Source organism: Brevundimonas sp. (assembly GCF_036732845.1).
Classification (GTDB): Bacteria; Pseudomonadota; Alphaproteobacteria; order Caulobacterales; family Caulobacteraceae; genus Brevundimonas.
On the sequence record NZ_DAINBO010000010.1, the window covers coordinates 1 to 25973 of the forward strand.

The following is a 25973-nucleotide window of genomic DNA, read 5'->3' on the forward strand; positions in this document are numbered from 1 at the left end:
CGATCTTCATCCAGTCCGACCGGGTGCGCCGGTTCTCGCCGCGCGCCCGCACGGCCCCGGCCGCGCGGATGGCGCCGCCCGCCAGCAGGATGTGCTCGGTCAGGGTGGTCTTGCCCGCATCGGGGTGGGCGATGATGGCGAAGGTCCTGCGGCGCGCCGCTTCGTCTGCGAGGGTCGGTTTCATGGATCGTCCTTAAGGCGCGCGGACCTAGCGCGGGACGAGCGGAAAGTCACGGACGGCGCGCGGAAACCTGGTCTCGACCCGGTCCTGGCGAGTGGTTCACGAACGATGATTCGGCGCGACGGGCGAGACTTCTAGCCCTCGTCGTCGCCGTCGTCTGGTTGATCGGGCTGGGCTTCCTCGGCCTCGGCCGCGGCGCGGATCTCTGCATCGCTCAGCGGCGGTTGGCCCGCACGGGCGCGTTCCAGCAAGGCCGCGGCCGTTTTCGAGGCCCCGCCGCCGTGCGGGGCGTTGGCCAGGGGTTCCAGCAGCACAGCCGCCTCTTGGTGTTCGCCGACCAGCATCAGCGCGCGCGCATAGCCCAGACGAATTCCCGGCAGTTGCGGCGCGCCCCGGAACGCCAGGTCCCAAGTCGTCAGGTCGTTTTCACTGGGGTAGCCGTCCGCGCCGACGCGCGTCTCGGCCAGCATCTGCAAGGTGTAATAGTGGCCCGGATCGATCTGATAGGCGCGCGCCAGCAGTCGTCGCGCCTCGCCGATGTGAGCGGCGGCGGCGTCAGGGTTTTCACCCGCCATATACATATGGTGCGAGGCCAAGAGTTGCAGCGCCTCGACATTGTCGGGTTGCGTCTCCAACAGTCGGGTCAGGACCGCGACCCCGGCCGCCCGATCACCGAAATGCAGTTCGGCGTGTCCCAGTTGAAGCTGGGCGAAGGGATCGTTCGGATGCCGCGCCGCGAGGCGGCGGACCTGGGCGGCGGTGGCCTCACGGCGTCTCGGCGCCACACCGACCTTCAGGCGCTGGCCGATCAGCAACAGATCGTCGGCCACCGACGGCAGGACGGTGACCGTGATGTCCGGTTGCGGCAGGTCGCCCCGGACGCCGCTGCCGACCAGTCTTTGGCGTGTGTAGCGGCGCAGGGCCTGGCGGATGTCGGCCAGACTCATGCCGGTCGCCGCCTCCATGGCCGCGATGGAATCCTCGCCCCGGCTGACCGCCTGGGTGTAGGCCAGCAGTTGGCCGCGCCGCGTCTCGTCGCTCATGAACCAGTGGGTCAGCAGCCACGCGATCGGATAGTAGGTCGCCTGAGCCGTGTCGTCACGGATCTCTCCGGGCCGCTTGGTCAGAAGATCGCGCAGATCGATCCATGACGACCCCATGATCCAGGAGGCGCGGTTTTCATTGACGTGGCCGATGACGACCGTGTCTTCGCCGATCTCGGCCGTCATGAAATATTCCGCCAGCCCTTCGATGAGCCAGCCGGGGTAGTTGGAGACCACATCCATCTGCATGCTGAAGTGGTGGAAATATTCGTGCAGCAGATAGTCCTGCTCGCGGTCATGGATGGCGGTCGCGAAAATCCCTTCTTCGCGCGGGAAATAGACGCCGGCGACCGCTTGGCCGATGCCGGGGCTGATCTCGGCCAGGCCGCTGCGGTTGCTCACCAGATAGATCGGCAGTTTGCGCGCCGCAGGCTGGTTGATCGGCAGGCCCATACGGCGGCGCAGCACGAAGTCATAGACTTCCAGATTGCGCACATAGCGGCGCAGGGCGGTTTCCGACCCCTGATAATAGACGATGAAGTTCGGACTTTCGGCGCGTTTCCAGTCCGCCAACGCCGGTCCCGCGAGAGCCGCCACGCCGATCGCCGCCGACATGGCCGCGACCGCGCCGCGCATGGATTTCCAGACTTTCACGACCACGCCCCTGAAAACGCTCAACCCCTTGGACAACCCTAGGCCGAGGGCGGCGGAGGCTGCAAGCGGGGTGTGCGGGGATCAGGCGGCCAGGCGGTTCCAGACGGCCTTGTCGGCGGCGACGGCGTCCAGCTTGCCGCGCCGGGCCTTGGTCGACAGTTGGCGGATCACAGCCTCGGGCAGGGCGCAGAAGCGCGGCTCGACCAGTTCGGGCGCGCAGCCGGGGGCGTCGGCGGCGAACAGGGCGGCGTTGATCTCGGGCGCGCGGTCGGCGATCAGCCAGGCCAGACGACGGGCGCGGCCGGGATCGTTGACGTGCAGCATGGGGTCCTCGGCGAACAGTTCGCAGCCCAGCTCCAGCACATAGTCGAAGCCCAGCTTCTCGAACCGGCGCGCGTCGGCGGGCGTGACCGGGCAGGCCTCGTCCAGATCGAACACGACGTCGTTGAGAAGAAACAGCATGAAGCGGACCCGACTGGCGCGGACGTTTCTTCGTCCGTGATCTGACCCTAGGCCCGCTCCGCTTGCGGTCCCGTTCACGAACGCGGTTAAGCCTTTTTCACCGTACGGCCGGGTCGTTCATCATGGCGAAGGGATGGTGAGACGTGGGTGTTTCCCTGGCCCAGGGCATACTCGCCACCGCTTCCCCGGCGAACGCCGGGGTCCAGATCACAAACCCGAGGCCGTGGAGCTGGCGTCATTCCCCTAATGGCGGGGTTCTGAGTCTTGCCATCTGGACTCCGGCATTCGCCGGGGAGGCGGCGGGTCTTATTCGGCCACTGGCGCGTTGGGACGACACGGTCCAGCATCGCCTCGGGAGGATCGGACATGACGGCAGGGGCGAGCGACGACTGGCGCGGCTGGGTTCTGTATCAGATCTATCCGCGCAGTTTTCAGGACACGACGGGCGACGGGATCGGCGACCTGAACGGGATCGCGCGGCGGCTGGAGCATATCGCCGGGCTGGGCGTGGACGGGGTGTGGCTGTCGCCCTTCTTCCCGTCGCCGATGGCCGACTTCGGCTATGACGTGGCCGACTATTGCGGCGTCGATCCGATGTTCGGGACGCTGGAGGATTTCGACCGGCTGGTGGAGCGGGCGCACGGCCTGGGGCTGAAGGTCGTGATCGACCAGGTCTATTGCCACACCTCGGATCGGCACCCGTGGTTCCGGGCCAGCCGCGAGAACCGGACGGGCGCGCACGCCGACTGGTACGTCTGGGCCGACGCCAGGCCGGACGGGTCGCCGCCGTCGAACTGGCAGTCGGTGTTCGGCGGCCCGGCCTGGACCTGGGACGCACGGCGCGGCCAGTATTTCATGCATAATTTCCTGAAAGAGCAGCCGCAGTTGAACCTGCACCATCGGCCGGTGCAGGACGCCCTGCTGGACGCGGCGCGGTTCTGGCTGGATCGCGGCGTGGACGGGTTCCGGCTGGACGCCCTCAACTTCGCCATGCACGACCCGGCCCTGACCGACAATCCGCCCGAGCCGGAGGGGCGGGGGGTGTGGCCGCGCACGCGGCCGTTCGACTTCCAGCAGCACATTCACAACCAGTCGCAGCCGCAGATCCTGGGGTTCCTGGAACGGCTGCGCGGCGTGACCGACGCCTATGGCGGCCGGTTCACCGTGGCCGAGGTGCCGGGCGAGGATTCGGGGGCCGAGCGGCGGGCCTATACGGCGCCGGGTCGGCTGAACACGGCCTATGGCTTCGACTTCCTGTACGCGCCCGAGCTGACGGCGGCGCGGGTGCATGCGGCGATGGCCGAATGGCCGGGAGCGGAGGGCGGGGGCTGGCCGGCCTGGGCCTTCTCCAATCACGACGCGCCGCGGGCCGTGTCGCGCTGGGCGCCCGAGGCGGATCGCGAGGCGATGCAGCGGATGATGACCCTGCTGCTGATGTGTCTGCGCGGAGTGGTTTTTCTGTATCAGGGCGAGGAGCTGGGCCTGCCGCAGGGCGAAGTGCCGTTCGAGCGGCTGGTCGACCCTGAGGCCATCGCCAACTGGCCCCGGACCCTGGGCCGGGACGGCGCGCGCACGCCGATGCCGTGGACGGGCGAGATCCCTTGGGCCGGGTTCTCGACGGTCGAGCCTTGGCTGCCGGTCGATGCACGGCATCCGGGGCTGAGCGTGGCGGTGCAGGACGGGGATGCGGGGTCGATGCTGACCCTGGCCCGGCGGCTGATCGCCCTGCGCAAGACGCACGCGGCGTTGCGGACCGGCGCCTATCGCCCGGTCGATGCGCCGGGACCGCTGATCGCCTTCGAGCGGGGCGAGGGGGCGGGCGCCCTGCTGTGCGTGTTCAATCCGACCGGCGGGACGATCGACTGGGCCTTGCCAGGGGGCTGGCGTGCGGTCGAGGCGGTGAACGGCGCCGGGACCGGCCTGGGTCCCTACGCCGCCGTCGTGGCCCAGCCTATTTGAGCAGGCTGGGCAGCCACAGCGACAACTGCGGCACGAAGGTCACCAGCATCAGCACCGCCACGCAGGCGATGTAGAAGGGCCAGATGCTCTTCAGCGCCGCCGTCATCGGAATGCGGGCGATGCCCGAGCCGACGAACAGCACCGAGCCGACCGGCGGGGTGATCAGGCCGATTCCGCAGTTCAGCAGCAGGATGACCCCGAACTGCACCGGGTCCACGCCGAAGGCCTTGGCCACCGGCAGGAAGATGGGCGTGCAGATGATGATCAGCGGCGCCATGTCCATGAAGGTGCCCAGGACCAGCAGGATCAGATTGATCAACAGCAGCACCAGGATCGGATTGTCCGTCAGGGTCTGCAACAGGCCGACCATGGCCGTCGGGATCTGCAGATAGGCCATCAGCCAGCCGAAGGCCCCGGCGCAGCCGATGATGAACAGCACGGCGCCTGAGGTCCGCGCCGCGCCCGTGCAGGCGGCCTTGAAGGCGCTCCAGCTCAGGTGGCGATAGACCAGGCCGGTGATGACGGCGGCGTAGACCACGGCGATCGAGGCGCTTTCCACCGCCGTGAAGATCCCGGCGCGGATGCCGCCGAAGATGATGGCGACCAGCAGCAGGCCGGGAATGGCCGCGACCAGCCGCGTCGCCACCGCGCCGAAGCCGGGGAAGGGTTCGGAGGCGTAGCCGCGTTTGCGCGCCACCCAATAGGCGGTGATCATCAAGGCGACAGCCAGTATGCCCGCCGGAATGACGCCCGCCGCGAACAGGTCCGAGATCGACACACCGCCCCCGGCCGAGGCCGAATACAGGATCATGTTGTGCGACGGCGGCACCAGCAGGGCCACCAGGGCCGCCGATATGGTGACGTTGACGGCGTAATCGCTGTCATAGCCGCGCTTCTGCATCTGGGGGATCATGGTGCCGCCGATGGCCGAGACGTCGGCGATGGCCGAACCCGAGACGCCGCCGAACAGCGTCGAGCCGACCACCGTCACCTGGCCCAGGCCGCCGCGCATGTGGCCGACCAGGGACGAGGCCAGGGCGATCATTCGATCCGACAGGCCGCCCTTCATCATCAACTCGCCGGTGAAGATGAACAGCGGAATGGCCAGCAGGGCCACCGAGGTGATGTCCGAACCCATCTGCTGGAACACCACGATCGGCGGGATGGACAGGTACAGAACCGTGGCCATGGTCGCGGCCAGAAGCGAGAAGGCGACCGGCACGCCGATGGCCAGAAGGACCGCCAGAAGGCCGAACAGGATGATGTATTCCACGCTCAGTCCTCTCTAGGCTCAGGCGGCAGGTCGCCGGTGATCAGCCGTTCCAGCGCGAAGATCAGGATCAGCAGGCCGCCGACCGCCAGGGCCGCGAAGCGCAGGCCCGAGGGCGCCGGGGCGCCGGCCATGGGCACGGACCAGTCGTCGATCATCAGCGCCCCGCCCATGGCCGTCAGTCCCAGCCCCGCGGCGGCGGCGATCAGGCGGCTGACGCTTTTCAGAAGACCCTGCATCGGGCCGGGCAGGGCCTCGCGCAGGTTCAAGAAAGCGAAATGGGTTTCGCGACGCACGCCGACGGCGGCCCCGAACATGACGGCGAAACTCATCAGCACCAGGGCCACAGGCTCGGTCCAGCCGGGGCTGGCGTTCAGCACATAGCGGGCGAAGACCTGCCAGGCCTGGACCAGGGCCATGGCCACCAGGGCCAGGCCCGCCAAGCCCAGGATCAGCGTCGCCAGGCCGTCGAGCGGACGCCGGGTCCGCGCGGCGGTCTCGCCGGTAGCGTCGGTCATGTCGCCCTCCCTGCCGAGGCGTCGCGCTGAGCTTCAGCCCGCCGCCGCGATACGTTCGTACAAGGCCCGCAGACGGGCCGGTTTCAGATATTTATCGAGCACGGGCCGGGTGGCGGCGGCGAAGGCGGCCTTGTCGACCTGGGCCACCTGGGTTCCGGCGGCCAGCACCGTGGCGCGGGCGTCGGCCTCGCGCCGGTCCCAGTCGGCGCGCATGACCTGGACCGAGCGGCGGGCGACGTCGCGCACCAGTTCGCGGTCGGCCGGGGTCAGGGCGTCGAAACTAGCTTTCGACATCAGCAGGGCGTCCGGCGCGAAGGAATGCTCGGTCTGGCTCCAATATCGGGCGACCTCGAACTGACGGCTGGACTGATAGCTGGGCCAGTTGTTCTCGGCCCCGTCGATGAGATGGGTCTGCAACGACGAGAAGACCGCGCCGAAGGTCAGGGGCGTGGCGTTGGCGCCCATGGCGGTCAGGGTGTCGATGAAGATGTCGGACATCGGCGCCCGCAGCTTCAGCCCGCGCAACTGGCCCGGCTCGGTCACCGGATGGCGGACGTTGTAGATGCAGCGCGGGGCCGCGTCGTAATAGGCCAGTCCGAGCAGGCCCCGTCCCTCGAAGACGTTCAGCAGCTCCGTGCCGATCTCGCCGTCGACCACCTTGCGGACGTGATCGACCGAATGGAAGACATAGGGCAGGGCCAAAAGCCGGGTCTCGGGGAAGGCGTTGTTCAGGGCGGCGACGGCGACGCGGCACATGTCGACGGCGCGAAAGCGGGTCAGGCCTATGGAGTCGTCTTCATTGCCCAACTGCCCGGCCGGGAACTGACGCATGCCCAGACGGCCGTCGGTCAGGCGGCTCAGCTCTTCGCCCATCCATTTGACCGCCTTGACGGTCGGATAGTCGGCGGGATGGACGTCGACGGCGTTGAAGACGGTCTTGCCGTCGCCGGACGTCGCGCGCGGGGCGCAGCCGCTCAGCAGGGACAGGCCGCCCAGGCCGCCGAAGGTGAGAAGGCGACGGTTCAGCGTCATGTCACAGGCTCCGCCTTGGCGGCCCGGCAGGCGATGGTTCCGTCCGGCCCGAAATCCGCCTCGGCCGACTGGCCGGCGTAGATGCGATGCACGCCGGTGGCCGCGCCGGTGGACACCCACTGGCCCGCCTCCAGCCGCCGCCCGCGTGCGTGCAGCAGGTTCAGCAGAAAGGCCAGGGACGCCAGCGGGCCGCCGGGAATGACCTCGGCCCCGCCGACGCCGACGACGCGGCCGTCGATGCGCATCGCGCAGTGCAGGTCCATCAACCGGTCCAGCCCGTCCGGGATCTCGTCGCCCAGGATCAGGCCGGCGTTGTTGCCGAAGTCCGAGGCGGTGACGGCCGGGCCGTTGTCATTGATGCCGGCGAAGGGGCTGCCGGCGATCTCGACCCCTGTCAGGACGCGGGCGATCAGGGGGCGCACGGTCTCGACCGTCCAGCCGTCGCGGTCGGGCGCGGTCTCGCCGATTTCGAAGACGTATTCCGCCTCGACCGCTGCGAAGCCGCCGTCGATCACGCCGAAGGACGTCGGCGCCGCCCCCGCTCGCCAGACGGCGCCGGCGAAGACCGGCCCGGCCAGGCGGCCCGCCCCATAGGCGGCGTCATGGGGCGGCGGAATGCGGCCCAGCTTCCAACCGGCGATGCGATCCGGCCAGGCGGCGATGGCTTCGTCCTGGACCACATAGGCTGACGCCAGGTCGACGGGCATGGCGCCGGGATAGGGTTCGACCGCCCAGGCGCCGCGTCGCGCGGCCACCAGGGCGGCGGCGGTCTGGGCGGCGGACGCGCGGGGATCGGCGGCGGGCAGGCTCATGCCGACGCGCCTCGCCCAGCCGAAGCCGGAGCCTGAATTCTGACGATGGCGTGTTTCACGCTTCCTCCCGTTGGCGGGGAGATTGCGCAGGAAGGAAACCGGTGTCAATTTCATTTCCGCCGAGGCATGGTTCATCGGCGCATCATGCAGACGTCGCGGTGAACGGCGGCGGTGCGATAGGAAGGACGCCATGACCCGAACCCCTCTTCTCGCCGCCCTGGCGACCGCCGCCGCCGTCTTCACGCTGATGCTGGCGCCCGCCGACCGCGTGATGGCGCAGGACGCGGCCCCCGCCGCCGAGGCGGCCCTGCCGGCCTTTCCCGGCGCCCTGGGCTGGGCGGCGCAGACGCCGGGCGGGCGCGGTGGACGGATCATCCGCGTCACCAATCTGAACAGCGAGGGCGAAGGCAGCCTGCGCGCCGCCGTCGAGGCCGAGGGACCGCGCATCGTGGTGTTCGAGGTCGGCGGGGTCATCGACCTGGGTAAGAAGACGCTGAAGCTGCAAAACCCCTTCATCACCATCGCCGGACAGACCGCGCCCTCGCCGGGCATCACCCTGATCCGGGGCGGCATGGACATCGCCGGCCACGACGTGATCGTGCAGCACATCCGCATCCGCCCCGGCTCGGCCGGCGGCGAGTGGATGAGCGGCTGGGACGAGGACGGCATCTCCACTGTCGCCGCCTACAACGTCATCATCGACCATTGCAGCCTGACCTGGGCGACCGACGAGAACCTGTCGGCGTCAGGCCCGCGCTTCACCGGGAGCACGCCCGAGGAGTGGCGGCGGGGCACCAGCCACAACATCACCTTCTCGAACAATCTGATCGGCGAGAGCCTGGCCTATGCGACCCATTCCAAGGGCGAGCATTCCAAGGGGTCGCTGATCCACGACAACGTCACCGGCCTGCTGATCGTCGGCAATCTGTACGCCCACAACTATGAGCGGAACCCGCTGTTCAAGGGCGGGGTGCACGGGGTGATCGTAAACAATCTGATCTATGACCCCGGCCCGCGCGCCATCCACTACAATCTGGCCCCCGAGGAATGGCTGGCCCACCCCTATGAGGTCGGCAAGATGACGGCGATCGGCAATGTGCTGCGCGCCGGGCCGTCGACGCCGCTGGACCGGGTCGCCTTCCTGATGATCGGCGGAGCGGGCGACCTGGAATACTATGGTCGCGACAACATCGCCGTGGACCCGGTGGGCCAGCCGATGCGGATGACGGGCAGCTATACGACCACGGGCGCGCGGATCATCGAGACGCGACGGCCGCCGGTGTGGTGGGACGGACTGACGCCCATGCCCGCCCGCGAGGTGCAGGTCTCGGTGCTGAGCCAGGTCGGCGCCCGGCCGTGGGACCGCGACATGCGCGACGTGCTGCTGATCGCCGAAGTGGCCGAGGGACGCGGCGAGATCATCGACAATGAGCGTGAGGTCGGCGGCTATCCGGCCGTCGGCGAGCCGACGCGCAAGCCCTTCAATCCCGAGGACTGGGACCTGCGTTTCATGACGCCTCTGCGCGATGCGGTGCTGGACCGCCCGGCCCAAAGACGCGGGACCTGACACGACTCAGCCGTGGGGCTAGACAAGGCGCTCGACGAAAAGGGCGGACGGCTTGAACGATCCGAAACGCAGCGGCAAGCCCGCGACCATCAATGACGTGGCGCGCCTGGCCGGCGTGTCCAAGAAGACGGTCAGCCGGGTCATCAACAACTCGCCCTTCGTGCGCGAGGAGACCCGCGCCAAGGTCGAGGCGGTGATCGCCGAGGCGGGTTTCAGCCCCGATCCCCAGGCGCGGGGATTGGCCTTTCGCCGGTCGTTCCTGGTCGGCATGATCTATGACAACCCCAGCCCGAACTATGTCGTGAACATGCAGCAGGGCGTGCTGGACGCGGTGCGCGGCTCGGGCCTGGAGTTGGTGGTCCATCCGTGCAATCGCGCCTCGGAAAACTTCCTGGCCGACGTCGAAGGGTTCGTGGTGCGCCAGAAGCTGTTCGGCGTGGTCATGCCGCCCTCGGTGTCCGAGGACGAGCGGGTGGTGGCCCTGCTGCGCGCGGCCGATTGTCCCTATGTGCGGATCGCCTCGGTGTCGCTGGACGAACCGGCGCGGATGGTGGTCACCAACGACAGCCTGGGCGCCGCCGAGGCCGCGCGGCATCTGGCCGAACTGGGCCATACGCGGGTGGCCTTCATCTCGGGTCCCGACAGCTTCCGGTCGTCGCACGAGCGGGGCAGAGGGTTCGCGGCGGGGCTGGCCGAGCACGGACTGACGCTGGATGCGGCCTATGTGCGGCGCGGGGCCTATACCTTTGAATCCGGGGTCGAGGCGGCGGCGGACCTGTTGGCGATGCCGAACCCGCCGACGGCCATCTTCGCCGGCAATGACGAAATGGCCATCGGGGTGATGAAGGCGGCGCGCGACGCCGGGCTGGACGTGCCGTTCGATCTGTCGATCGTCGGTTTCGACGACCTGCCGATGGCGTCGCGCGTGTGGCCCAACCTGACCACGGTGCGCCTGCCAGTGCGCGACATGGGCCGGATGGCGGCTGAGAAGCTGACCGCGCGCAGCCGGGGCCTGGACCCGGCGACGCTGGATCAGCCGGAGATCATTCCGTCACTGGTGGTGCGCGATTCGGCGGCGCCGCCGAGGGGGTGACCCCGAAGCGTGAACAGGAGCGGGGCGGATGACGCGATCAGGCCAGGGCGGATGGGCTTTCGGCGCGGGGCTGGCCCTGGCGGGGGCGGCGTGTCTTCTGACCGTCTGGACGACGATCGTGCGCGACGACGGTTCGGGCGCGGCGGCGCTCATGCTGATCCTGGCGGCGGGCGTCGGGAGTTTCGCGGCCCTGTTCCAACCCGCCGGGATGGCCAGGGCCATGGTCGGGACGGCCGCCATGCAGGCAGCGCTCGGCTGGTTGACCGCCACGGCGCCGTCGACGGCGAACCTGCCCGGCGGCCCGACGAAGGTCCTGATCTTCAGCGGCGGTTTCGCGCTGCTGTGGCTGGTGTCGGCGGCGTTCTTTCACGTCGCCGGGCGGCGAGCGAGGGGATGACGGCGGGGTTTCAAGCGCCGCCGACGACGCCCCGCATATAGTCGCGAATGCCCTCGTCCTGGGCGTTGGCGAAGAAGTATTCGGCGAAGCGTTCGCCGGCCACGGCGGCCTTCAGCAGGTCCTGGTCCACGGAGTTCAGCACCGTCAGCATGTCGTGGCAGGTCACGGCCTTGAGCGATTTCAGGATGCCGCGGTTCTTGGCCATGATCTCGGCCCGCTCCTTGGGATAGCCTAGGCCGCGCTCGCCCTCGAACAGCTTGCGATAGCAGTCCTGAAGGTTCAGCTCGGCGGCCCAGCCGAAGCCCTTGGCGTAGGGCATGGAGATGGCGTTGCCGTCGTTGATCTGGCCGAACAGGAAGGCGTCGGTCGGGTCGATCACCAGGCCGCAGAAGACGCCGGGCATGGTGTTGCAGGCCAGCATGGACCCCATGCCGGTGCCGCAGCCGGTGACCACGAAGTCGGCCGCCTTGGAGTTCAGCAGGATGCCGGCCAAGAGGCCGTTCATCACATAGGTCAGCGAGGCTTTGTCCTCGGGCGTGTACATGCCGTAGTTGAAGACCTGATGGCCGAGCGGCTCGGCCACCGCCGTCAGGGCGTCATGGATGATCCCGTTCTTGGCGGCCTGGCTGTTTTCGGTGATGAGGGCGATCTTCATGGACATTTCTCGGGGCGGATCGAGGGGGCGGGCCGCTCCTCGTTTGCATGGGTATATGACACCGGTTACCTATGGGCGCAATTCACAGCGGACCCGGACGGCGCCGACATGAGCATCTCCTTCGATCTGACGGGCCGCGTCGCCCTGGTGACCGGGGCCAACACCGGCCTGGGGCAGGCGATCGCCGTGGGCCTGGCCCAGGCCGGGGCCGACATCGTCGCCGTGGGCCGTTCGACGCCGACCGAGACGGAGGCGGCCGTGAGGGCGCTGGGCCGGGGGTTCAAGGCGATCGGCGCCGACCTGTCCTCGACCGCGCCGATCGCCGATGTCACGGCCCAGGCCGGGCCGGTCGACATCCTGGTCAACAACGCGGGGATCATCCGCCGCGCCGACAGCCTGGATTTCAGCGAGGAAGACTGGGACGCGGTGATCGACACCAATCTGAAGTCGGCCTTCTTTCTGAGCCAGGCGGTGGCGAGGACCTGGGTCGCGGCGGGGCGCGGCGGCAAGATCATCAATATCTGCTCGATGCTGAGTTTCCAGGGCGGCATCCGGGTGCCGTCCTATACGGCGTCCAAGAGCGGCCTGGCGGGGATCACGCGGCTGTTGGCCTGCGAATGGGCGGCCAAGGGGATCAACGTCAACGGCATCGCGCCGGGCTATTTCGCCACCAACAACACCGAGGCCCTGCGCGCCGACGAGAGCCGCAACCGCGACATCCTGGCCCGCATTCCGGCCGGGCGCTGGGGCGATCCGTCGGACCTGGCGGGTGCGGCGGTGTTCCTGGCCTCGGACGCGGCCGCCTATGTGCACGGGACCATCCTGCCGGTCGACGGAGGCTGGCTGGCGCGGTGAGTTGTGAACCCTCTCCCGAGGGGAGAGGGAGGGAGCCGCCGCGAAGCGGTGGGAGGGTGAGGGCGTCCGGCGGCGGGAATTCCGCACCGTAGCCCCTCACCCTTTCGCCTAACCGATCGCTACGCTCCCGGAGGCTCAAGCCCTCTCCCGACGGGAGAGGGGGCGGTTACGCCAGACTGTTCAGCCAATCTTCCAGATGGGTGAAGCCGTCGCCGTCGGGATCGAGGGGGCCGTCGCTCGCGTCGGCGGGGTTCAGGCCGTGGGCGGTCTCCCAGGCGTCGGGCAGGCCGTCGCGGTCGGCGTCGATCCAGGGTTCGCCCGGCGCCAGGTCGGGCCAGCCGCCGACGGCGGCCTGGCTGTCGATGATGCGGCCGGTGCGGGCGCGGACGCCGTCGAGGATGCGCAGATCCGCCGCGTCGCGGTTCCGGGCGCCGACATGGGCCAGGACGGCGGTCTCGGCCTCGGCGGCGGTCTGGGTCGCGGCGTCGACCCAGTCGGGGCGGGCGGGCAGGCGATAGCCGGGCCGGTCGCCGTCCTTCACCAGGCTCCACGGATCGGCGGGGACGGCGCCGTCCATGCTGTTGCCCTCGAACCAGGCGCGGGCCAGGGGGTTCGATTCCTCGAAGGCCCAGCGGCCGGTCGAGTCCGGGCCGGGGACATAGGCGTTGGCGATGAAAACATAGGCCGACAGGCTGTCGGTGTCGGCGTTGTAGCCGGAGTGCGAACTGCCCCAGTTGTAGAACAGGTTGTTGCGGAACTCGAAACGCGGCCCTTCGGGATCGGCGGCGGGCGGATTGTAGTTGCCGGGGCGCGGCATGCGGGCGTGATGGTCGGCCCAGAGATTGTGGTGGAAGGTCATGCGCGCGCCGTGGCCGCCGCGCACCAGCGAGCCATAGCCGTGCTGGCCCTTGTCATGGTTCGAGGCGTTCAGGGATTCGGCGATCAGGGACCATTGGACGGTGACGTCATAGATCCCGCGCTCGGGCGGATCATAGCGGCTGCCGGCCGACAGGGTCTCGTCCACCGACCAGGAGGCGGAGATGTGGTCCAGGATGATGCGGCGGCCGCGCGTGATGGAGACGGCGTCCTCCTGAACCCCCGTCTCGTCGCCCAGGCGGACGCGCAGGTGGCGCACGACCACGTCGTCGGCGGCCACGACCAAGGGCTGGCCGCGCAGGGTGATTCCGCCGCCGGGCGCTGTTTGGCCCGCCAGGGTGACCCGCCCCTGACGGATCGTCAGCGGCGACCGCAGTGTGATGGTTCCGCCGATGTCGAAGACGATCGTGCGGGGACCGCGCGATTCGACGGCGGCGCGCAGGCTGCCGGGACCGGCGTCGTCGAGGTTGGTCACCCTGATCACGGCGCCGCCGCGCCCTCCGAGTGCGAAACGCCCCGCCCCCTCCGCGCCGGGAAAAGCGAGAGTCTGCGCGGTCTTGGCGGGCGGAGCGGCCGCCGCGACCGTCAAGGCGGCGAGTCCGGCGGCGAGGCCTCGGATAGCGAGGGTTGCCAGATCGGCTGTCATCAGGTTAGGCTCGCATTGATACCGGTGTCAGGAAGCATTCCGCTTGATGATGACACCGGTGTCAAGTCGGGGCGGCCGCTGAGGGGGACGCTTCCAACAAATGACAGACCGGGGCGAATCCCGGCGTTGTGCCCAATGGGAGGAGGCATTGATGAACGTCACTCGCTCGCGGAGCCGCGCGCTGCGCCGCTCGCTGATCGCCGGGACCTCGGGTCTCGCCATCGCCCTGTCGGTCGGCGCCGTCGCCGCGTCCGCGCAGACGGCGCCGCAGGAACCTTCGACCACGGTCGATGAGGTCGTGGTCACCGGCTTCCGCGCCAGTTTGAACGCGGCGCTGGACATCAAGCGCAACGAGACCGGCTTCGTCGACGCCATCGTGGCCGAGGACATCGCCGACTTCCCCGACCTGAACCTGGCCGAGGCCATCCAGCGGGTGCCGGGCGTGGCCATCGACCGCGACGCCGGCGAGGGCCGTTCGATCACCGTGCGCGGCCTGTCGTCGGACTTCACCCGCACGCGCATCAACGGCATGGAGGCCCAGGCCACCACCGGCGCCACCGACTCATCGGGCGGCGCCAACCGCGGCCGGGGTTTCGACTTCAACGTCTTCGCCTCGGAACTGTTCAACTCGATCAAGGTGCGCAAGACCGCCGCGGCCGAGACGGAAGAAGGGTCGCTGGGCGCCACCGTCGATCTGCAGGCGGCGCGTCCGTTCGACTATCGCGGCTTCGCCGCCGCCGCCTCGATCCAGGGCGGTTACAACGACCTGTCGGAGCAGTGGAACCCGCGCGGGGCCTTCCTGATCTCCAACACCTTCAACGACGGCATGTTCGGCGCCCTGATGTCGATCGCCTATAGCGAGCGCGACCTGATCGAAGAGGGCTTCTCTTCGGTGCGCTGGGTCAACGCCATGGGCACGGGCGGTTCGGGCGGCTTTTGCAGCCCCTTGGGCGTGGCGACCCAGAACCCGTCCAACAGCTCCTCGACCGGCTCGTCGGCGGCCAACTGCGCCACCGGCGTGGCGCGCCCGGCCAATACGGCCGCGAACGTCAACGCCTACAACATCGCCAACCAGGCCAACGTCTATATTCCGCGCCTGCCGCGCTACGGCCGCCTGACCCACCACCAGGAGCGCACGGGCGTCACCGGCGCCTTCCAGTTCCGTCCGTCGGACGCCACGACCATCAACCTGGACGTGCTGTACTCCAAGCTGAACTCGACCCGTCAGGAAGACTTCCTGGAAGCCCTGTCGTTCAGCCGCAACGCGGCCGCCGGCGGCCAGACCCAGATCCACGTGCTGGACGCCGCCGTCGACAACAACATGCTGGTCTATGGCCTGTTCAACAACGTCGATGTGCGCTCCGAGAGCCGCTTTGACCAACTGACCACCAAATTCACCCAGGTCAGCCTGAGCGCCGACCATCAGTTCACGGATCGCCTGCGCGGCAGCTTCTATGCGGGCCAGGCCACGTCGAACTACAACAACCCGATCCAGACGACGGTCACCCTGGATCGTCAGAACGTGCAGGGTTATTCGTTCGACTTCCGGGGCAATGGAAACACGCCGGTCATCAACTACGGCTTCAACGTCGCGGACCCGGCCAACTGGGCCTGGCGCGATGTCAGCCTGGGCACCGGCATCACCGCTGTGCCGCGTTCGGAGATCCGCATCCGCCCCAACGGCGTGGACACCAAATTCACCGGCCTGCAAGGCGACCTGGAGTTCGACCTGGCCGAGGGTTGGACCCTGAAGGGCGGGATCAACTACAAGACCTATCTGTCGGAATCCTACGAGTTCCGCCGCACCGATGAGACGGTGGTTCCGACCCTGCCGGGCGGCGTGACGGTGGCGAACATCTCGAACCTGTTGAGCGGTTTCGGCTCGGGTCTCAGCTACGGCGGAGACACCGGCTGGGTGCGGCCCGACCTGGGCGCGATCGCCAGCCTGTTCAACATCTATTGCAACTGCAACACCGGCGTGGCGGGCGGGGACTTCACCCTGACCAGCATCACCAACGGCAACGCCCGCGGCGGCAACCGCACCATCGAAGAGACCGATCTGGCCTACTACCTCCAGGCCGACTTCGACTTGGTGCTGGGCGGCATGCCGGTGCGCGGCAATCTGGGCGTGCGTCAGGTGAACACCCGCCTGTACGCCGAGGGCTACAGCTCGACCGGCGGCGGCACCCTGGTGTACGGCAACAACGAGTACGACGACACCCTGCCGTCCTTGAACGTCGCCATCGAGCCGATCGAGGACGTCATCGTCCGCTTCGGCGTGGCCAAGGTGATGGCGCGCCCGCAGATCGGCAACACCCTGGCGGGCACCAACTATCTGGTGCCGACCACCTCGCTGTCGACGACGGGACCGAACTTCACCGCCAGCATCGGCAATGTGAACCTGGAGCCGTTCCGCGCCACCACCTATGACGTGGGCGTTGAGTGGTATTTCGGCGACGGCGGCCTGTTGTCCTTCGCCTATTTCTACAAGGACATCGACACCTACATCCAGATCATCCGCCAGGATCTGGAGTATCAGCAACTGACGGCGCTGAACCCGTCGGCCTTCGCGCCGGCCTACTGCACCGGGGTCTGTTCATCGACCACCATCTTCCAGTTGACCAGCGCGGTGAACACCGAGGGCGGGCCGCTGAAAGGGTTCGAGATCAGCTATCAGCAGCCCTTCACCTTCCTGCCGGGCTTCCTGAGCAACTTCGGCGTCCAGGCCAACTATACGAAGGTCGAGTCCGAGATCGACTACTGCAACGACGCCCTGTGCGCGACCTATGTGACCAACGATCTGATCAACCTGTCGCCGACCTCGTACAACGGCACCCTGTACTATGAAACGGATCGGTTCTCGGCCCGTGTCTCGGCCGCCTTCCGCGAGGAGTATCTGCAAAACGTCCCCGGCCGGAACAACAACCTGGTCGAAGGCAAGATGGACACGATGAACATCGACGCCTCGGCCACCTTCAAGCTGACCGACGAGGTCACCCTGACGTTTGAAGGGCTGAACCTGACCGACGAAGAGAACCACCAGTGGGTCGGCGACGACAGCCGCCAGTCCACCTCGGTCTATCACCACACCGGCCGCCAGTTCTATTTCGGCGCGCGCTACAAGTTCTGACGGAACGTTCTCTCCTGAACGCCGACTGGGCCGGGGCGGCTTGCCGCTCCGGCCTCTTTTCTTTGCAAGGATGAAGCTTCAGGCTCCGCGCATGACCCGACCGCTGAAGATTCCGCCCGCCGAGGGCCGCCGCTGGGACATCGTCGCCCTGGGCGAGGTGATGCTGCGTTTCGATCCGGGCGAGCGGCGGGTGCGCAACGCCCGATCATTCGACGTCTGGGAGGGCGGCGGCGAATACAATGTGGCGCGCGCCCTGGCCAAGGGGTTCGGAATGCGGGCCGCGGTGGCGACCGCCCTGCCGAGAAACGACCTGGGTCTGCTGTGCGAGGACCTGATCGCCCAGGGCGGGGTGGATCGGAGCCACATCGTCTGGCGCGACTATGACGGGATCGGGCGCGACACTCGGTTGGGGCTGAATTTCACCGAGCGGGGCTTCGGGCTGAGACCGGCGCTGGGGGTGTCGGATCGCGCCAATTCGGCGGCCAGCCAGATGCGGCCGGGCGAGGTCGACTGGGATCGGCTGTTCGGCCAGGAGGGAGTGCGCTGGCTGCACACCGGCGGCATCTTCGCGGCCCTGTCGACGTCGACGGCCGAGACGGCGGTCGAGGCGGTCCAGGCGGCCAAACGGCACGGCGTGGTCGTGTCCTATGACCTGAACTATCGCGCCAGCCTGTGGAACGCCCACCCGGACCCGGACGCGGCCCGGCGCGTGAACCGTCAGATCGCCGAAAGCGTCGATGTGATGATCGGCGACGAGCATGGCTTTCAGACCTGTCTGGGATTGGATTTCGACGCCGGTTCTCGGGCGTCGGGCCTGGACGCCGGGCCGTTCAAGTCGGCGGCGCCGGCCTTCGCCAAGGCGTTCCCGAACGTGAAGATCGTCGCCGCCACCCTGCGTGAGCCGACCACGGCGGGACGCAACGACTGGGGCGCGGCGGCCTGGGCCGAGGGTCAGGCGGTCGAGGCGCGGGTGCGGCGCGATCTGGAGATCTTCGACCGGGTCGGCGGCGGCGACGGCTTCGTCTCGGGGCTGGCCTGGGCGCTGATGGATGGGCGCGACCTGCAAACGGCGGTCGACTGGGGCGCCGCGCACGGGGCCTTGGCCATGACCACGCCGGGCGACGGCTCCATGGCGTCGAAGGCCGAGGTCGAGGCGCTGCTGGCCGGAGCGGGCGCGCGAACGGTCAGGTAATCCCTTCTCCCCTCGGGGGAGAAGGTGGGCGCCGAAGGCGCTCGGATGAGGGGGCTGTGTCCAGACGCTTTGACGGGCTGATGACGAGTGCGGATCGGGCCTCCCCCTCATCCGTCTCGCTCCACGAGCCACCTTCTCCCCCGAGGGGAGAAGGGGATTATGTTCCTGGCTGGACGTAAGGCACGCGCGCGAACAGCCTGCGCTCCTCGCCCCTCGGGTCGTCCTGCATGCGGCAGGCGTCGTCCAGGATCATCGTCTGACGGCGGGGCAGGGCGTAGGGTTCCCAGCGCGGCAGGCCGTCGTGGTTCGGATCGCCGGTCGCGGCGAAGGCGGCGAAGGCGGCGCTGATCCGGTCGGCCATGGCCTGCGCCGTCGCACCTTGGGCGAGGGCGCCGGGCGCCTGGATCGTATCGAAGGCCAGGGGAATATCCGACATGTGCGGGGCGCCGCGATATCCGTTCGCCAGGGTCGAGGGCCAGTCCAACTGATAGACGAAGGCGGGCGAACCCTGCTGAGCGCGCAACTCGGCCTCGATGATCGCGGCGCGCCAGGACCGGGCGGCGGTGGTGGCGGCGAAGAAGACCTGGGCGGGCGAATAGTCGGGATAGAGACGCCGGTATTCGGCGATCACCGGCTCGGGCGCGATGTCGACGCGCATGTTGGCCAGGGTCAGTTTTCCGGGCAGGTCGTCCCAGGTCAGGGCGAAATTGGCCGGGTCGCCGCCCAGGAAGGCCAGGGTCTCGTCATGAGTGTTGCCGATCATCATCGGCACGGCGGCCGACTGGGCCGGGGCGTCGGGATAGAAGGGATGGCGGGTCAGGGTCCGGTCGTCCAGCACCGGCCCGAAATAGAGACCGCCGTAGGGCAGGACCGGATCGCGGATCTCGGCGGCCTTCAGCAGGGTCTCGACGGGCAAGGCCGCAGCCTCGTGCGCGCGGTCGGGCGGCAGGTTCAGGGCGTCCAGCCAGGCGCGGGCGCGGGTCGTGGCGTTCGCGGGACCCGAGGCGGTGACCTGTTGGCCGCTCATGGTCGCGGCGCGGTGGAACAGGCCCTGGGCGGCGGGCGTGGCCATCAGGGTCGCGATCTTGGCCCCGCCGCCCGACTGGCCGAAGACCATGACGCGGGCCGGATCGCCGCCGAAGGCCGCGATGCTGTCGCGCACCCACCGCAGGGCCAGGATCAGGTCGAGCTGGCCCGCATTGCCGCTGTCGGGAAAGACGCCCAGCCGGGCCAGATAGGCGTAGCCGAACAGGTTCAGCCGGTGGTTCAGCGTGACCACCACCACGTCGCGGCGGCGGGCCAGGCGCGCGCCATCGGTCAGCGGGCTGGAGCCTGAGCCGGTCGAATAGGCGCCGCCGTGGACATAGACCATGACCGGCCGTCGGGCGCCGTCCAGGCCGGGGGTCCAGACGTTCAGGAACAGGCAGTCTTCGCTCTGGTTCGGCTCGACGCCGGGTTGGGGGCTGGCGGGACCATGGGCGAAGGCGTCCTGGGGCTGCGTCCAGGGCGCGGGCGGGACCGGCGGCTGGAACCGGCGCGGGGCGGTGTCGGCGCCGTAGCGGACGCCCTTGAAGACGAAGACGCCATGGTCGCGCACGCCGCGCACCGGGCCGTTGACCGTCGGCGCGACCGGATGGTCGGCGGCCAGCGCCATGCTGGGCGTCAGGGCCAGGGCAGGGGCGGCGATCAGCAGCGAGCGGCGGTCCATGAACACAGGCTAGCCCCGCTTGTCACCGGTGTCATCGGCGAGGGGCCTTGCGGCCTTCGACGGGGGATGGTGTGGTGATCACGCAATGTTACAGGCGCGCCCTCCCCATGCCGCGCGCCGGGGAGCCGCCATGACCTATCAAGCCCGCGCCGGACTGAGCGTGGCCCGGCCCGTGATCGACCTGGTCGAGGGCGAGGTTCTGCCCGGCCTGGGCCTGGAGGCGGGGACCTTCTGGACGGGCGTGGCCGACATCCTGGCGCGGTTCGCACCCGAGAACCGGCGCCTGCTGGCGGTGCGCGACCAGATGCAGGCGCGGATCGACGCCTGGCATGAGGCGCGGCGGGGGCAGCCCCACGATCCGACGGCGACCGAGGCCTTCCTGAAGGAGATCGGCTACCTGGTCGGTGAACCGGCGCCTTTCACCGTCGGCACGGAGGGTGTGGACGACGAGGTCGCACGGCTGGCGGGACCGCAACTGGTGGTTCCGGCGCTGAACGCGCGTTTCGTGCTGAACGCGGCCAATGCGCGCTGGGGCAGTCTGTATGACGCCCTGTACGGGACCGACGCCCTGGGTGATCCGCCGCCGCCGGGACCCTATGACGCCGCGCGCGGGGCGCGGGTGGTGGCGCGGGCCAAGGCGTTCTTGGACCAGGCCGCGCCGCTGGCGAACGGATCGTGGGCCGACCTGAAGGACCCGCATCTGAACGGCATCCCCCTGCGTGATCCAGGACAGTACGTCGGCGCGACGGCGAAGGGCCGCGTGTTCCGCCATCACGGCCTGCACATCGAGGTGGTGTTCGACACAGACCATCCGATCGGGAAAACCGATCCGGCGGGGATTTCGGACGTGGTGCTGGAGGCCGCCCTGTCGACCATCGTCGACCTGGAGGATTCGGTCGCGGCGGTGGACGCCGAGGACAAGGCGGCGGGGTGGCGCAACTGGCTGGGCCTGATGCGCGGCGACCTGGCCGAGACCTTCGACAAGGGCGGCCGGACGATGACGCGGACGCTGGCGGACGACCGGCGGGTCACGGCGCCGGACGGGGGCGAGACGGTGTTGAGGGCGCGCAGCCTGCTGTTCGTGCGCAACGTCGGCCATCTGATGACCACCCCCGCCGTGCTGCTGGCGGATGGATCGGAGGCGCCGGAAGGGGTGCTGGACGCCGTCATGACCAGCCTGATCGGCCTGTACGATCTGCGTGGTCTGGGCCGGTTCAGAAACAGCGCGGCCGGTTCGATCTATATCGTCAAACCCAAGATGCACGGGCCGGAGGAGTGCGGCTTCACCAACCGGCTGTTCGATGCGGTCGAGGATTTGCTGGGCCTGGCGCGGCATACGATCAAGGTCGGGGTCATGGACGAGGAGCGGCGCACCAGCGCCAATCTGGCGGCCTGCATCCAGGCGGTGAGGGACCGGATCGTCTTCATCAACACCGGCTTCCTGGACCGCACCGGCGACGAGATTCATACCGCCATGAAGGCCGGGCCGGTGGTGCGCAAGGCCGAGATGAAATCCGCCGACTGGATCGCCGCCTATGAGGCGCGCAACGTCGCCATCGGTCTGAACTGCGGCCTGTCGGGCCGGGCGCAGATCGGCAAGGGCATGTGGGCGGCGCCCGACCGCATGGCCGAGATGCTGGCGCAGAAGATCGCCCATCCGATGACCGGGGCGAACACCGCCTGGGTCCCCAGTCCGACGGCGGCGACCCTGCACGCGCTGCACTATCACGCGGTCGACGTCTTCGCCCGGCAGGCCGAGGTCGCCGAGGCGGAGACGCCGGGGCTGGACGCCCTGCTGACCCCGCCCCTGGCGAGCGGGCGCAACTGGAGCGAAGCCGAGATCGAGGCGGAGCTGGACAACAACGCCCAGGGGTTGCTGGGCTATGTCGTGCGCTGGATCGACCAGGGGGTAGGCTGCTCCAAGGTGCCGGACATCCATGATGTCGGTCTGATGGAGGACCGGGCGACGTTGCGGATCAGCTCGCAGCACATGGCCAACTGGTTGGCGCACGGCGTGTGCACGGCCGACCAGGTCGAGGCGGCGCTGCGGCGGATGGCGGTCAAGGTCGACGCCCAGAATGCGGACGATACCGCCTATCGCCCGATGGCGCCGGGGTTCGACGGCCTGGCCTTCCAGGCGGCGCGGGCGCTGGTGTTCGACGGCGCGGACCAGCCGAACGGCTATACCGAACCGCTGCTGCACGCGTTCAGGCGACGGATGAAGGGCTGAGCTATTGCTCTCCGCCCGAGCGCCACAGGCTCTGGCCCAGCGGCTCGAACAGATAGGACAGGGCGGTGCGTTTGCGCAGTTGCACCTGGACCTCGACCGGCATGCCGGGGCGGATGTCGCGTGAGGCGGCGCCCAGGCGGGCCAGCTCGGCTTCCGGCACCACGACCTCGGCGCGATAGTGGCTGGCGCCGGTGCGTTCGTCGGTGAAGGCGTCGGCCGAGACGCGCATGACGCGGCCGTGCAGGATCGGCGGCGCACGTTCGCGCAGACCGGGGAATTTGACCTCTGACGCCATGCCGACGCGCACATTGTCGACATCGGCCGGATTGATGCGGGCGACGATCACCTGATTGGCGTCGGTGGGCACGATCTCCATCAGAAGCTGGCCGGGCTGGACCACGGCGCCGGCGGTGAAGACGGTCAGGCCCACCACCTGGCCGGTGGCCGGGGCGGCGATGCGGGTGCGGGCCAACTGGGCGCGGGCCTCGGCCAGGCGGGGACGCAGTTCGTTCAACTGGACCTCGACCAGACGCAGTTGTTCGGCCACGTCCTCGTTCAGCTTGGTGACGACGCCCGAGGATTGCAGCCGCGTCTCGCCGATCTGTTCGTCGGTGCGGGCCGACTGGGCGCGCAGCGAGCCGAGTTCGCCGTCGATGCGGGCCGCCTCGCGCTCCAAGGCTCGGACACGGGTCAGGGGGGCGTAGCCTTTTTCGGCCAGGGAGCGGATGCCCGCCAGTTCGTCCAGGATCAGGCGGCGCTGTTCGATATTGGCCTCGATCTGACGGGCCAGGCCTTCCTTCTGTTGCTGAAGCTGCTGAACGCGCTGGCCCAGAACGCCCTGTTCGGTCGAACGGCCGGTGCGGCGGGCGGCGTACTGAAGCCGTTGCAGGCGCAAGGCCTCGTTCGCCAGAGCCAGATCGGGACCGGTCAGGGACGCGAACTCGGGCGGGGTCGGCACGGCGCCCAGGCGGTCGCGTTCGGCGATCATGCGGCCGCGCTGGGCCAACAGGGCGTAGACTTGGCCGGTCAAGCCGCGCTCCTCGGCCCGAAGCTCGCCCGAGGCCAGTTCGATCAGGATCTGGCCGCGCGTGACGCGGTCGCCCTCGGCCACGTGCATGGCGCTGACCGTGCCGCCTTCGCGATGCTGGACCGCCTGGCGGTTGCCCGAGACCATGACCTGGCCGGGGGCGAAGGCGGCGGCGTCCATGCGATAGAAGGCGGCGAAGCCCAGGAACAGGACGAAGAACAGGCCCGCGACCACGGCGCCGACGGCCAGTTCGCGGCGCGGGGAATCGGTGGTCTCGGCGGGAGCGGGCGAAGGGACGGCCGTCATCGGGCGGTGGCGCCTTCCGGCTGCGCCTCGCGCAGTTTCGCCAGCACGTCCTCGCGCGGACCCTCGATCTGGACCAGACCGTCCCTGAGCATCAACAGGCGGTCGACGCGGGCCAGGACCCCGGCGCGATGGGCGACGATGACCACGGCGGCGCCCCTCTGGGTCGCGGCGATGACGGCGGCCATCAGGGCGCTTTCGCCCTCCTGGTCGAGGTTGGAGTTCGGCTCGTCCAGCACCAGCAGGGCCGGGTCGCCGTACAGGGCGCGGGCCAGGGCGACGCGCTGGGCCTGACCGGCCGAGACGCCCGAACCATAGGGACCCAGAACCGTGTCGTAGCCGTGCGGCAGACGCAGGATCATCTCATGGGCGCCGGCGGCCTGGGCGGCCTTGACCGCGCCGCGGTCGATCTCGGCCGCATCGACGCCCAGGGCCGAGGCGAAGCGGGCGATGTTGTCCTTGATCGAACCGGCGAAGAGGCTGGGGTTCTGGGGCAGATAGCCGATGTGGCGGGCCAGGTCGTCGCCCTCGCGCGCGTCGTAGTCGGCCCCGTCCAGACGGACCACGCCCATGGTCGGCTTCAGCGCCCCGGCCAGAACCTTGGCCAGGGTGGTCTTGCCCGAGCCAGAGGCGCCGATGACGCCCAGGGTCTGGCCCGGCTCCAGGGCGAAGGCGACGCCGCGCAACTGGGCCGTCTCGGTGTCGGGATAGCGGACGGTGACGGTCTCGACCCTCAGCCGCCCGGCGGGGTCGGGCAGCAGGGTGCGCGGGCGCTCGTTCCCGGCGGTGGAGGCGAACAGATCGATCAGGGCGCGCCAACTGGTCCGGCCCTGAACCAGGCTGGGCCAGGCCCCGACCAGCAGTTCGATGGGGGCGACCGCGCGGCTGAGCAGGACCGAGGAGGCGATGATGGCGCCGGGCGAGATCTGGCCCTTGACCGCCAGCCAGGCCGCCAGGCCCAGAGCCGCCGATTGCAGGGTCATGCGCACGAATTTGATCGCGCCGGTGTATTTGCCGCCGGTCAGTTGGGCGTCGGCCTGTTGGGCGGTGGCGGCGCGGCGCTGGGTCAGTTGTTTGGCGACGCTGGCGCGGCGCATGCCCAGGGCGCGGATGACCTCGGCCTGGCCCGCGACCTGTTCCTGAGCGGCGTAGGCGGCGTTGGAGGCGTCGATGGAGCGTTTCAGCCGCTGGCGGCTGTCGCGTTCGTTCAGCAGGGCCAGGGTGAACAGGATCAGGCCGCCGACGATGGTCAGCGCCCCGACCAGCGGATGCAGCAGGAAGCAGAAGCCGAGATAGATCGGCGTCCATGGCGCATCGAACAGGGCCAGGGCGCCCGAGCCGGACACGGCGGTGCGGACATTGTCGAACTCGCGCAGCGCCTGGGTGTTGGGGGCCTTGGCCTGGATGTCCATGACCCGGCCCAGCACGCGGCCCGCCAACAGGCGATCCAGCCGCAGACCGGCGCGCAGCAACAGGCGCGCGCGCACCCAGTCCAGCAGCGCCAGGCTGGCCAGGGCGAAGACGGCGACGGCGCTGACGGCGATCAGGGTGGTGATCCCGCCGGTCGGCACGACGCGGTCATAGACCTGCATCATGTAGAGGGTCGGCGTCAGATACAGCAGATTGACCAGGGCGCTGAACACCATGGCCCAGACGAAATGCGTCCGGCAGGCGCGGAAGGCCTCGGCCAGAGGCTCGGTTCCGGGCTGGGTCGGGATCAGCGACTTGAACAAAGGCGAACCAGGCGACGCCGCGAGACTGCGGCCGACAAGAATACAGCGGCGGCCGCGCTTGAGATAGTCGTCACGCTCGTGGGGCGCATCCGGGGTTCGGCGGCCGTACAGGTTGCGTTCAGGCGCGGCCCGGCCTGATAAGGGACCGAGGGAGCCGCAAGGACGACCACATGACCAAAGCCGCCCTGATCGCCGCCGCCTTTCTGTCCTTGAGCCTGAGCGGCGCCTGCCGCGCCGGAGACGCCGCCATGACCCAGAATCCGACCGCTGACGCCGCGCAAGAGGATGTCGGAGAGATCGGCTTCGGCCTGTGGCGGGTCGTGGGCGCGCCGGGACGGTGCTTGATCTCTCTGTCGAAGACGCCGGCGGGACCGAGCGCCCTGATGGTGCTGGCGGAAGGGTGTCACGGGCAGCGGCTGGAGGCCGCCAAGCGCTGGAGCGTGGTCTCGGGCGTCATCGAGATCGTCGATGAGCGCGGCCGGGTCCTGGCGCGGGTTCGGCACCAGGGACCGGACGTGCTGGAAGGCGACGGCCTGAGGCTGGTTCGGGCCTCGGAAGCATAATTCCGATCAGTCTGACTGAAGGGTAACTTGAAACGGCCCGGTCGGATCGTCAGTCTGGCGTGACTGC

21 protein-coding genes are annotated in these 25973 nt (G+C 69.1%); 9 read left to right on the plus strand and 12 right to left on the minus strand.

All coding sequences use genetic code 11. From position 1 onward, the window contains the following. The 3 genes from V7D63_RS05395 to V7D63_RS05405 all read right to left on the minus strand — a co-directional run. The coding region (locus tag V7D63_RS05395) for a GTP-binding protein (protein WP_333591239.1) at positions 1–184 on the minus strand (184 nt) is incomplete at its 3' end. Positions 185–315: 131 nt separating this feature from the next. Further along, on the minus strand, positions 316–1878 hold the full coding sequence (locus V7D63_RS05400; RefSeq protein ID WP_333591240.1) for a DUF1570 domain-containing protein: 1563 nt from the start codon (positions 1876–1878) through the stop codon (positions 316–318). 81 nt (positions 1879–1959) lie between these two features. Beyond that, on the minus strand, positions 1960–2340 hold the full coding sequence (locus V7D63_RS05405; protein WP_333591241.1) for a hypothetical protein: 381 nt from the start codon (positions 2338–2340) through the stop codon (positions 1960–1962). 366 nt (positions 2341–2706) lie between these two features. Here V7D63_RS05405 and V7D63_RS05410 point away from each other — a divergent pair, with 366 nt between their 5' ends. Continuing rightward, on the plus strand, positions 2707–4299 hold the full coding sequence (locus V7D63_RS05410) for an alpha-glucosidase (protein WP_333591242.1): 1593 nt from the start codon (positions 2707–2709) through the stop codon (positions 4297–4299). Here V7D63_RS05410 and V7D63_RS05415 read toward each other — a convergent pair. Genes V7D63_RS05415 through V7D63_RS05430 form a run of 4 tightly spaced genes read right to left on the minus strand, consistent with a single transcriptional unit; the run spans position 4292 to position 7931 of the window. After that, entirely contained in the window at positions 4292–5572 is a 1281-nt protein-coding gene (locus V7D63_RS05415; RefSeq protein WP_333591243.1) for a TRAP transporter large permease, read from the minus strand. The two genes, V7D63_RS05410 and V7D63_RS05415, sit on opposite strands and share 8 nt — an antisense overlap. A 2-nt stretch (positions 5573–5574) precedes the next feature. Beyond that, positions 5575–6087, minus strand: coding sequence for a TRAP transporter small permease (locus V7D63_RS05420; RefSeq protein WP_333591244.1), 513 nt, complete (start codon positions 6085–6087; stop codon positions 5575–5577). Between the two features lie 33 nt (positions 6088–6120). Further along, positions 6121–7119: a TRAP transporter substrate-binding protein gene (locus tag V7D63_RS05425; protein WP_333591245.1), complete on the minus strand. Its 999-nt coding sequence runs from the start codon at positions 7117–7119 to the stop codon at positions 6121–6123. Next, on the minus strand, positions 7116–7931 hold the full coding sequence (locus V7D63_RS05430; protein WP_333591246.1) for a 2-keto-4-pentenoate hydratase: 816 nt from the start codon (positions 7929–7931) through the stop codon (positions 7116–7118). The genes V7D63_RS05425 and V7D63_RS05430 overlap by 4 nt, the downstream gene beginning before the upstream one ends. Before the next feature lie 190 nt (positions 7932–8121). Between V7D63_RS05430 and V7D63_RS05435 the strand changes: the two genes are divergently transcribed. From V7D63_RS05435 to V7D63_RS05445, 3 genes are read left to right on the plus strand one after another with little or no spacing between them, the layout of a single operon-like run. Beyond that, positions 8122–9498, plus strand: coding sequence for a pectate lyase family protein (locus tag V7D63_RS05435; protein ID WP_333591247.1), 1377 nt, complete (start codon positions 8122–8124; stop codon positions 9496–9498). A 52-nt stretch (positions 9499–9550) separates the two neighbouring features. Beyond that, on the plus strand, positions 9551–10591 hold the full coding sequence (locus V7D63_RS05440; protein WP_333591248.1) for a LacI family DNA-binding transcriptional regulator: 1041 nt from the start codon (positions 9551–9553) through the stop codon (positions 10589–10591). A 28-nt stretch (positions 10592–10619) separates the two neighbouring features. Next, positions 10620–10988: a hypothetical protein gene (locus tag V7D63_RS05445; RefSeq protein WP_333591249.1), complete on the plus strand. Its 369-nt coding sequence runs from the start codon at positions 10620–10622 to the stop codon at positions 10986–10988. Positions 10989–10998: 10 nt separating this feature from the next. On the opposite strand, the gene V7D63_RS05450 is transcribed toward V7D63_RS05445, so the two are convergent. Further along, positions 10999–11643, minus strand: a complete 645-nt coding sequence (locus V7D63_RS05450) for an RpiB/LacA/LacB family sugar-phosphate isomerase (RefSeq protein WP_333591250.1) — start codon at positions 11641–11643, stop codon at positions 10999–11001. A 108-nt stretch (positions 11644–11751) separates the two neighbouring features. Here V7D63_RS05450 and kduD point away from each other — a divergent pair, with 108 nt between their 5' ends. Continuing rightward, positions 11752–12498: a 2-dehydro-3-deoxy-D-gluconate 5-dehydrogenase KduD gene (gene kduD / locus V7D63_RS05455; protein ID WP_333591251.1), complete on the plus strand. Its 747-nt coding sequence runs from the start codon at positions 11752–11754 to the stop codon at positions 12496–12498. Between the two features lie 166 nt (positions 12499–12664). Here kduD and V7D63_RS05460 read toward each other — a convergent pair whose 3' ends face one another. After that, positions 12665–13849, minus strand: coding sequence for a pectate lyase (locus tag V7D63_RS05460; RefSeq protein ID WP_333591252.1), 1185 nt, complete (start codon positions 13847–13849; stop codon positions 12665–12667). Between the two features lie 322 nt (positions 13850–14171). Between V7D63_RS05460 and V7D63_RS05465 the strand changes: the two genes are divergently transcribed. After that, positions 14172–17150: a TonB-dependent receptor gene (locus V7D63_RS05465; RefSeq protein WP_333591253.1), complete on the plus strand. Its 2979-nt coding sequence runs from the start codon at positions 14172–14174 to the stop codon at positions 17148–17150. A gap of 91 nt (positions 17151–17241) precedes the next feature. Then, the gene (locus V7D63_RS05470) at positions 17242–18342 is read left to right on the plus strand and encodes a sugar kinase (protein ID WP_333591254.1); all 1101 of its coding nucleotides are present in this window, start codon (positions 17242–17244) and stop codon (positions 18340–18342) included. Positions 18343–18499: 157 nt separating this feature from the next. Here V7D63_RS05470 and V7D63_RS05475 read toward each other — a convergent pair whose 3' ends face one another. After that, positions 18500–20050, minus strand: coding sequence for a carboxylesterase/lipase family protein (locus V7D63_RS05475; protein ID WP_333591255.1), 1551 nt, complete (start codon positions 20048–20050; stop codon positions 18500–18502). Positions 20051–20180: 130 nt separating this feature from the next. On the opposite strand from V7D63_RS05475, the gene V7D63_RS05480 reads away from it, so the two are divergent. Beyond that, complete coding sequence (locus tag V7D63_RS05480) at positions 20181–22280, plus strand: malate synthase G (protein ID WP_333591256.1); 2100 nt, start codon at positions 20181–20183, stop codon at positions 22278–22280. Position 22281: 1 nt separating this feature from the next. Here the strand turns inward: V7D63_RS05480 and V7D63_RS05485 are convergent, their stop codons facing one another. Together V7D63_RS05485 and V7D63_RS05490 are read right to left on the minus strand one after the other, a co-directional pair. Continuing rightward, the gene (locus V7D63_RS05485; RefSeq protein ID WP_333591257.1) at positions 22282–23613 is read right to left on the minus strand and encodes an HlyD family type I secretion periplasmic adaptor subunit; all 1332 of its coding nucleotides are present in this window, start codon (positions 23611–23613) and stop codon (positions 22282–22284) included. After that, the gene (locus V7D63_RS05490) at positions 23610–25343 is read right to left on the minus strand and encodes a type I secretion system permease/ATPase (RefSeq protein WP_333591258.1); all 1734 of its coding nucleotides are present in this window, start codon (positions 25341–25343) and stop codon (positions 23610–23612) included. The genes V7D63_RS05485 and V7D63_RS05490 overlap by 4 nt, the downstream gene beginning before the upstream one ends. Before the next feature lie 170 nt (positions 25344–25513). Here V7D63_RS05490 and V7D63_RS05495 point away from each other — a divergent pair, with 170 nt between their 5' ends. Next, complete coding sequence (locus V7D63_RS05495; RefSeq protein ID WP_333591259.1) at positions 25514–25906, plus strand: AprI/Inh family metalloprotease inhibitor; 393 nt, start codon at positions 25514–25516, stop codon at positions 25904–25906. The last annotated feature ends 67 nt before the right edge of the window (positions 25907–25973 follow it).